The sequence below is a fragment of the Acinetobacter bouvetii genome, assembly GCF_902753875.1.
GTDB lineage: Bacteria > Pseudomonadota > Gammaproteobacteria > Pseudomonadales > Moraxellaceae > Acinetobacter > Acinetobacter bouvetii_A.
In genome coordinates this window covers 1-10,282 of the sequence record NZ_CADDTS010000053.1, presented here as the reverse complement: position 1 = coordinate 10,282, position 10,282 = coordinate 1, and the positions used below count along the sequence as shown (strand labels likewise).

Here is a 10,282-nt window from a genome sequence, read left to right as displayed (position 1 = left end):
GAAGCAAGAACGTAGTTCCCTGCATCTGCGCCACTCAAGCGTAAACCTGTAGCCGTTACGACTTTACCATTGGCGACATTTTTATCGCTAAAGTTCGCTGTGCCGTTTACGGTGACTACATCACCTGTAATACGGTCATCGCCATATCTAACGATTGCTGATGTGCCTGCATCGTAGACTTTGTTCTGTGCTGTCATCGTTGCTGTTAAAGTCGCAGGCGTAATATTCGCTGTATTGGTGGCTATGGTCGAAGCCAATACATAGTTCCCTGCATCTGCGCCACTCAAGCGTAAACCTGTAGCCGTTACGACTTTACCATTGGCGACATTTTTATCGCTAAAGTTCGCTGTGCCGTTTATGGTGACTACATCACCTGTAATACGGTCATCACCATAAGTGACGGTTGCTGATGTGCCTGCATCGTAGACTTTGTTCTGTGCTGTCATCGTTGCTGTTAAAGTCGCAGGCGTAATATTCGCTGTTGTCGTAACAGGTGTAGAAGCAAGAACGTAGTTCCCTGCATCTGCGCCACTCAAGCGTAAACCTGTAGCCGTTACGACTTTACCATTGGCGACATTTTTATCGCTAAAGTTCGCTGTGCCGTTTACGGTGACTACATCACCTGTAATACGGTCATCACCATAAGTGACGGTTGCTGATGTGCCTGCATCGTAGACTTTGTTCTGTGCTGTCATCGTTGCTGTTAAAGTCGCAGGGGTAATGGTTAAATCCGCACTTCCCCCAATCAAATCATAGCCTTGTTGGTTAGAATAATAACCAAGATGATATGTTCCGACATTTTTAGAGCTACTTTGATTATTACTAAATAGTTTATTAGGCTCTAATCCAGCCGTATTAACACCATTTAAATCCAAGCCTTGCAGTTGTCCGTTATAGATTTTCGTTTGGTTAGCGACTGTACCGATACTGGCTTGAGTTAAAAATGAGCGTAATAATGGTGTAGTTTGCCCCTCATAAATCCGCCAGACTGTACCTGTACCGCCTTGTCCATCTATATCAAAACCTGTAAAACTTGCAGCCTGTTGCATTTGTGCTGTAGTTAGGCCTGTACCACCACCCGAACTGGTACTTTGTCCTGTGGTTTTAGTGTCCCAGAAACCATGCTGAATAACGGTTCCTGCACTAGCCAGGCCAACAAGACCACCAACATTACTTTGCCCAAATACCAAACCTGTTGCATAAGCATTGGCCAAAGATCCAGCAAGATGGTTACCTACTACGCCACCAACATTAGTCTTTCCTGTAACATTACCCGTGGAATAAATATTGGTTATATTACCAATGGCACCTGAGTTTTCCCCAGCTATGCCGCCAACATTAGCTTCTCCAGATACTACACCAGTTGCATAAGAATTGCTCACCGTACCATTTACATTCGTACCAACAAGACCACCGACAGTATCTTGACCTGTCACTAATCCCGTTGCATAGACATTACTGATTGTTCCACTTTGATTAGAACCTACCAAACCACCAATATAATCAGCTGTTCCTAATACAGTTCCTGTAGCATAAGCACTGCTAATTTCCCCGCCAACACCCCATACATTACCATTTGCACCAATCAAACCACCTACATTATTTTTACCTTTAATATTGCCTGAAGCAGATACCTGTGTAATCTTAGAAGTACGATTTAAACCAATGAGACCACCCACATAGGTATCTGCTGCTGCTGAGGAAGCAGATACATTACCTGATGCTTGTGAATCACTGATTTCACCAGCAACATGGTGACCAACTAACCCACCTGCAAAGACATCACCAAAACCATTAGCTGTTACATTACTACTTGCAGAAGATTGACTAATATTATTTGTATTATCACTTCTACCCACCAATCCACCTGCAAATACAGGCCCTTTACTAGAATTTGAAATAATTTCACCAGTATAATGGTTTTTTATAATTCCAATTTCCTTGGTATTTAAACCTACTATCCCACCAACAGCTACATCATTGGTAGAATTCGTTGCTGTTACATTTACCCTCATATCACTGACAAGATCATTAAGATTCAAAGTACCTGTGTTATGCCCAATAATAGCGCCTGCAGATATTTTTTCTGAGCCTGTTGAATTGATAGTAATCGTGCCGCTGCTGCTACTTGATAAAATGCTTTTTTGATCATCCATTTGGGTGCCAACTAAGCCACCTACAATAATATTTCTAGTTGATGCAGATTGTATATCGATAGTACCTACGGATTTTGAATTTTGAATACTAGAACGACTTTGTCCAACCAGCCCACCCACCTGAAAAGATCCACTCACATTTTTAGCGGTGATGTTTCCATAATTTTCTACGTTAATGAGATCTGCATTGAAGGGAAAACTGATTATCGGATAATATATAGAACCAGCAATACCCCCAACAGTTCCATATTGGCTATCTAATTTGATTGAGCCATAATTTTTCACATCTTCTAAACGATTTCCTTGAAAATGCCCAAGTATTCCTCCAGCACTCGTATTTCGACCATTAGCTGTCAAAGTCCCTGAAAATTCCGAATCATAAATATTAACAAAAGAATAACCAACTAAACCACCAGCATAAGCCATGCTGTAGTCCCCTTGAGTGGTGTCGGCCACTATATTCGCAGAGGATTTCGCATTTGTCATAATACCCTGTTGATGTTGTCCTACTAAGCCGCCAATACGAAGATTATTACGTTGTTGATATTGTTTATCTACGACTTTGCCATTAATTTTGCCTTGAGTTTCAACATTATTAAAACTGCCAGCTGTGCTCCATCCCAATAAACCGCCCAGAAATATACCACCATATGCCCCATTTTGATTAAGTGCTTCAGCTGTTATCTCACCAGAAAATGACACTTGATCAAGCTTGGAATATGAGCCATTACCAAATATGCCGCCAGCATAAATAGCATTATCTGAATTTGTGACTGCTTTTACCTTACCAGAAACTAAAACATTGTTAAGATTTACAGAATAAGCACTTCCAGCCAACCCTCCAACTGAAAGATGCCCAGCAATATTGGCGTTTTTTAAATGTAAATCCCGGATTGAACCCCAATTTGTTGCACTATTTTCAATATAACCAAATAAACCAACATACTGCTCATTTGGTCTATTGATAAACAAATTTTTAATCTCGTGTCCTAAGCCTAAAAAATCTCCATTAAATTTTAAATTATAACTTCCAATTGGTTGAAAACCTGCTCCACTGTTCCACCCTGATGTCGCAGAAGCGTCTATATCTGCACCGAGTACATAATTACCACTTAGCTTACCGTTAATCCCTTGCAAATCCGTCCCTGTGGTTGAGCCTGTCGCACCGAGACTGGTAATCACGGTATAGTTTTTTAGATTTGTAGTATCTGAGCCTTTTTGCGTATTAAAGTTCTGCCCTGCTTTTAAATTAACCTTTGCCCCATTATGCAAATAATAATCCGACGTTACGCCATTCGCAGTCGACTGACCATATTTCAGATTTAACTTCCCTGTTGCTCCAGTAGCAGTAATATCGGCATTGATGTTGATGTCATTGTCAGCATGCAGAGTCAGTGCCTGATTACTTGACCAAGTAATTGCAGAATTGACATGAATATCGCCTTTGTCTGCGCCTGTACCGTTATTTCCACCACTCCAATTTGTATTACTTCCACCATCCGCAGTTGTGACGGTGACATCACCACTACTTAATGCAGTCTGTATGGCTGTGGCTTTGTTACTATCAATAGTGATATCCACAGGGTCGATTAACCATAGACCTGACTTCGCTGTATCTGAAGCCGTAGACACTTTTGTATCCGCAGCTATTTCGACATGGGCAGCACTGGTTTCAATAAAACCACCATCTGCCCCATTTTTACCTTCGGCTTTTAATGTTCCACTGACATGGGTTTCACCAGACTGCATATCTCCTAGCAGAATAATTTCACCCTTGGCATTTTGACTTAAACGGTTGGCTTCAATAATTCCGCTGTGATTCACCACGGCTTTGCTTAAACTATCTTTGGCTTTAGCGGTTAAATAGACTGCACCGTTGTCAGCAATAATTGCCCCGCCATTATCCACCAAACCTTGCAGCACACCTTGATCCACTTGATATTGGGTGAGCGAACCATCTTGTAAAGCAAGTGTAACTTGGCTGGCAGATGTTAAATGTGTTGTACCATTGAGTGTTGAAATTGTGCCGGTATTTTTTACATTCGGTGCAATCAGGGCAACCGTTCCACCTTGTAAACTGGTGATTGAGCCATGGTTTTCAATACTTGCCGTACTATTTGCATCACCTTTTAAAGTGTATGTGCCATTTTGCTGATCTTGATAAATGTCAGCATCATTTAAGTTCAGAGTCGATGCAACCAATCCACCCACATTAACCTGTGCCGTTTTGGAAAATACCACCCCGTTTGGATTGAGTAAAAACACCTGACCATTGGCATTTAAACGCCCCATAATTTGCGAAGCATTACTGTCCAAGACATGGTTAATCGCTACGGAGGACTGGGTCGGCTGGTTAAAATTCACCGTGGCATCTTGGCCTATGTTAAAGCTATTCCAGTTAGTCGAAAGATGTTGCGTGTTTTGATTGATATTTAATGTATTGTTGTTTTGATTAAAGCTTGCTGACCCTGAGTTGATATGGGCGCCAGTTGGCAATTCAACATTAGAAATTGCAGCATGGATAGACAATGGCAATAGCGCCATACCAAATAAAATGAGTTGCGACATTTTTTGCACGAAAGCCGTTTCAACATTTGCTGAAGCTTTTGAACTATGTGATGCACTGTGGTTTTTTGCCAGTTCAGAAACCGCTTGCCAGCAGCCCAATTGTGCATTCCATATCACTTTATAAATTTTATTCATTTCCCCACCCCAACATATAAAAATTATCTTTAAAATACTTTTTATTAGAGCAAGCCGAGCTAAAAATACCAATACCTATAATTAGGTATATTGACAATTAGAGGGTCAATATTTTATAAAAACATCAGTCATTTATCGGATTTTATCGTTTTAATTTTTTAGTATGAAAAATAGGAAATAACGACTGGCTTCAATTTGCGAATAAAGTTTAAATCACGTGATTTAAATGTATACATTACAGTATAGCTACTGCTTAAGGGAAAGCCTAACGGAGACAAAATTATTTCAGGTAGGCTTAATATCGAATATAAAAAAGCCCACACTGAGTGGGCTTTTTTATCATCAGAAATAAACTAAATAGATCTTACAGAAATCCCTTAATCAGGAAAAAACTGCCCACACATACCAACAATATTGCAAAGCATTTCTTAAGTACTGCTGGTGATAAGGCATGCGCAGCTTTAGCACCGAATTTTGCGGTAAAGAAACTCATGATACTAATGCCTAAAAAAGCATAGACATGAATATAGCCAATGGTATTCGGCACATTCACTTCAGCTTTCATGCCAAAGAACATAAAGCCTAAAGCGCCTGCTATTGCAATTGGTAAACCACATGCAGCTGACGTTCCCACTGCTTTTTGCATCACCACGCCATAATGGGTGAGATAAGGCACGGTTATACTACCGCCGCCAATGCCAAAGATGGCTGAAGCAATACCAATGCCTGTACCTGCGCCAATTTGTACTGGCGTTGATGGCAAAGTTTTAGTGCTATCTACCGCCTTATTCGAGCCCATAAACATGTTATAAGCCACCCACAGCAAAAACAGCCCGACAATAAATTGCAAATGCACGCCTGAAAGCCAGCCAGCAATACCTGCCCCGAAGAAACAACCGATCGCCATACCCGGTGCAAGATTTTTAAATACTGGCCAAATGATGCCGCCCTTTTTATTGTGCGCCATTAATGAACTGATTGAGGTCACTACAATAGTTGTTAACGATGTCCCTAAGGCTAGATGCATCACAACATCAGGGTTATAGCCCATTTGGCTAAACACGATAAATAACAATGGGACAATAATGGTGCCGCCACCCACGCCAAACAGCCCAGCAGCAAAACCCGCCAATGCGCCAATGACTAAAAATATGATTAATTCCACGAGAAATGATCTTGATATATTGAGTTAAAAATTTAAAGCAAAAGGCTTAAGCAAGTTCTGTTTCACCCACCTGATGATAAGCACGATTAAAGTAAACCAAGGCCTGATCGTCTTCATTTTTTTGGATTGCAACAATTGGACAAATGAAAATGGTATGTGTCCCCACTTCTTGTATTTGTTCAATTTCACAATCAAAACTAACCAAGGCATCTGTCAATACAGGTGCACCCGTTTCAAGCTCAGTCCAATTGGCTAAAGCAAAGCGTTCATCCGAACTGAGTTTTGAAGCAAATGCATTAGAAAGTTGTTCATGCTGCGCGCCTAGAACATTCACCGTTAAAATTTTGTTTTCCACAAAGTTGGCATGTGAGCGCGATGCTTTATTCATACACACCAATAAAGTCGGTGGTGTATCAGTCACGCTGCACACAGCAGATGCGGTAAAGCCATGACGACCTGATGCACCCATTGTAGTGACAACATTCACTGCACTTGTTAATGATGACATTGCATTTTTAAAGTCGATTGCTTCAACCATGATGAGGTTCCAAAATTTAAACGGTTTTGCCTAAAGGTATTACTTAAAACAGTGCAATGCAGCAAGAACTGGCTTGCCACATTACATCAAATAGGATTTGCATAATTGCGTGATATTTTATATGAAATATATTCATATATAACATCGCTTAAGCGGGACAATTAGCCTGCAAGTTCTTGGCGAATAATGTCTGCACCAGCACTTAAAGCATTTAATTTACCACGTGCTACTTCACGACCCAGTGGCGCCATACCACAGTTGGTTGATGGGTAGAGTTTATCAGCATCTACAAACTGAAGTGCTTTACGCAAAGTGTTTGCCACTTCTTCTGGTGTTTCAATCACATTGGTTGCAACATCAATTGCACCGACCATGACTTTTTTACCACGAATTAATTCAATTAAATCCATCGGTACGCGTGAGTTTTGACATTCAAGCGATACGATATCAATTTTAGACTGCTGTAGTTTCGGGAAAGCTTCTTCGTATTGACGCCATTCTGAACCCAGTGTCTTTTTCCAGTCGGTATTGGCTTTAATACCGTAACCATAGCAAATGTGTACCGCAGTTTCACATTTCAGACCTTCAAGTGCACGCTCTAACGTGGCAACACCCCAGTCATTCACTTCATCAAAGAACACGTTAAATGCAGGCTCATCAAATTGGATGATGTCTACACCGGCAGCTTCTAACTCACGTGCTTCTTGGTTCAGGATTTTTGCAAATTCCCAAGCCAATTTTTCACGGCTCTTATAATGACCGTCATAAAGCGTATCAATCATTGTCATTGGACCTGGTAAGGCCCACTTAATCGGCTGATCTGTCAATGAACGTAAAAATTTGGCATCTTCAACAAATACCGGTTTTTGACGAGAAACTGCACCTACTACCGATGGTACGCTCGCATCATAACGGTCACGGATTTTTACCGTTTCACGTTTTTCAAAATCTACGCCATCCAAATGTTCAATGAAGGTGGTCACAAAGTGCTGACGAGTTTGCTCACCGTCACTGACAATATCAATACCTGCCTGTTGTTGCTCATGCAAAGCCAAGCGTAATGCGTCTTTTTTACCGTCCAAAAGCTCTTGATCTTGAAGTTTCCAAGGCGACCAAAGTTTTTCTGGTTCTGCCAACCAAGATGGTTTCGGTAGGCTGCCTGCTGTTGATGTTGGTAATAGCTGTTTTGGGTGTACAAGGGCCATGTCTAATCTTCTATCTCTAAATTCGTTTATTTCAGTAATTCTGTCGTAATTAAATCCTCCCCTTGCGGAACATGTTCCTCACCTTTAAAAAGGAGGGAGTTTTCTGTTACTAAAAAATAATTTGAGTTACAGAAGTTCCCCTCTTTGAAAAAGAGGGGTTAGGGGAGATTTTTCTATAATTAAGCTGCAACACCATTTTTCACAGTAAAATTAGCAGCCCATTGCTCAAGGACTTCTTTGTATGGCTTGATAAAGTTTTCTTCAGTCCATTTACCTTGTTTAACCGCCAATTGACCACGTTCAACTCGGTCATACACAATACGAGTCAAAGAATAATCTTGGAAATTTAAACTTGGTTGATACACTAAACCTGCTGTCGCATTGGTATTGTAAATTTCTGGACGGTAGATTTTTTGGAAGCTTTCCATGGTGCTAATCGCACTGATTAACTCGAAATCTGTATAGTCACTTAACAAGTTATTTGCAGAATAGAATGCCAATGGTGCAGTCGCATTTTCAGGTTTGAAATAACGAACGCTTAAGCCCATTTTTGCAAAATAATCATCTGTACGTGAATAGTCATCATTGGTGTATTCCACCCCTAAAATTGGGTGAACATTTGCAGTGCGATAATAGGTTTTAGTGGTTGAAATACTCAGGCAAATGACTGGCTGTTTTTTAAATTCAGCTTTGAATACATCTGAATTAACAAGGTGTTGATAAAGTTTACCGTGTAAATCACCGAAGTCTTCTGGCTTTTCATTGAACTTACAACCCAGTGCTGGCAATACCACGCTGAAGTCATAATCACGTACATAAGATGAAAAGCTATTACCAATCATCCCTTCAATGCGTTCATTGGTTTTATGATCGATGATGGTGCTTTTCAAAGTTTCAATAAATGGGAAAGTTTGACCATTACCTTCTACATCAAGTTCCGCAGAAATAATGTCAATTTCCAATGAATAACGGTCCGCATTTGGGTTGTCACATTTAGCTAAAGTGTTAAAGCGATTATTGATCATTGCCAATGTACGACGAAGGTTTTCTTCACGGTGTTCACCACGCGCTAAGTTGGCAAAGTTCGTAGTCAGACGTGTGCTGTCTGCTGGTTGATAGTTTTCATCAAAACGAATACGTTTAATTGAACATGCAAATTTTTGACTCATGGGAGTGTCTACCTAAAATTTCGTTAATTAGAATTTCTGTATGCAGTAATTTATACGTGAAAGTTAAGATGAATAAAAATGATTTAATCTAAGTCGAAAGTGAATTAAATTCACTTATAGTTTTTAATTAAAGTGAATGTCATATTTTTTTAGCTTCGATATACTCTGTTTACAGGTGATCAATCAGTATTTAATGCAGGTAAATATATAATTAGGATTGGTATTTACAACCAGATAAAACCAATCTAATAGATTGAAAAAATTAAATAAATTCTTATGAATAAAAATAAACAACATAAAACTTGTATGTAAAAATCTAAGCCGAATCTTCAGCTTCATTACTCAATGAGTATGTAGCACATGTCTATTCAGCTATATTGGCTATGTTTAATTATAAAGCTTCTGTTTAGACTTATAATGAATCCTGCTCATCTTTAGCTTAGAAAAGATCATCGTGTTCAACCTGTAAAGGAGTTACTTAATCTATATATAAACAAGAAAACATTCACCTTGCTGAAAAGCATATATAATTCTTTTATTGATGCTAACCATGATTAAGACCATTGATTTTGCATCAGATTCAGCTTTACTTGAGTATCAAAAATTTATACATTTTTAATTTATTATAATATTATCAATTAGTTACAATGAAATTCTCAAACCATGCTTATCTTTTAGAAAATTTAGAATAGATTTAGTTTTTCTCATTATCAATTTTCTCGTTAGTACGTGCTTGTAAAAAAATAGAACCTCTCAAGGCTCTATTCTTTCAAAAATGTTCTTTTGGCAATAACAACGACTTTAAGATACCTTCCTTTCTTCTTTATTAATCAGCCATGTCAAAATAAGCCCAGGCACCAAGAAACCGATCGTCACCAGTAAGCCGTGGATTAAATAATCATATGGAGCAGGCAATGTTGCAACGTGCTTCATAGGTGAAAGCCATGGAGACAGATTAAAGAACACAATCACCAGCAAAATGATGGGCCAGACAATTTTCTGCTGCCGGGCAGCAAAATTTTTCCATGAATAAGCAATCAATAAAATACAGAATATGCCTTCAAGCACCCAAGACATGGTGCCCAGCTTGCCCCATAAACCATAGCCATAATGTTGAACCGAATAGGGATACAAGGCTAAATCCAGATTATGCATCGGCCAATCGGCTATCCAGTGCGAAAAACAGGCCAATCCCGCGACAATGGCCACGGTTTTATCTTTCTTAGATTCTCAAATGAAGTGCAACAGAGATTAAATTATTGGAAGGAAGCAAGATGAGCTAGCATTTTGCTTCCGACCGACCAAAGTCAAAGTTGCATCATGAACTATACTCATCTCACTCTAGA

General features: G+C 39.6%; 6 protein-coding genes. All 6 read right to left on the bottom strand.

The genetic code is table 11. The annotated features are described in order from the left end of the window. The coding region (locus FB6_RS16325) for a YDG domain-containing protein (RefSeq protein WP_174560942.1) at positions 1 to 4,859 on the bottom strand (4,859 nt) is incomplete at its 3' end. Between the two features lie 364 nt (positions 4,860 to 5,223). Then, positions 5,224 to 6,024: a sulfite exporter TauE/SafE family protein gene (locus FB6_RS16320; protein ID WP_174560941.1), complete on the bottom strand. Its 801-nt coding sequence runs from the start codon at positions 6,022 to 6,024 to the stop codon at positions 5,224 to 5,226. Positions 6,025 to 6,070: 46 nt separating this feature from the next. Further along, a complete protein-coding gene (locus tag FB6_RS16315; RefSeq protein ID WP_174560940.1) occupies positions 6,071 to 6,562 on the bottom strand; it encodes a flavin reductase in 492 nt (163 codons plus the stop codon). 161 nt (positions 6,563 to 6,723) lie between these two features. Then, a complete protein-coding gene (locus FB6_RS16310; protein ID WP_174560939.1) occupies positions 6,724 to 7,767 on the bottom strand; it encodes a methionine synthase in 1,044 nt (347 codons plus the stop codon). Positions 7,768 to 7,946: 179 nt separating this feature from the next. Next, positions 7,947 to 8,936, bottom strand: coding sequence for a putative oxygenase MesX (locus FB6_RS16305; RefSeq protein WP_174560938.1), 990 nt, complete (start codon positions 8,934 to 8,936; stop codon positions 7,947 to 7,949). Between the two features lie 801 nt (positions 8,937 to 9,737). Beyond that, entirely contained in the window at positions 9,738 to 10,145 is a 408-nt protein-coding gene (locus FB6_RS16300; RefSeq protein ID WP_174560937.1) for a hypothetical protein, read from the bottom strand. Positions 10,146 to 10,282: the final 137 nt, after the last annotated feature.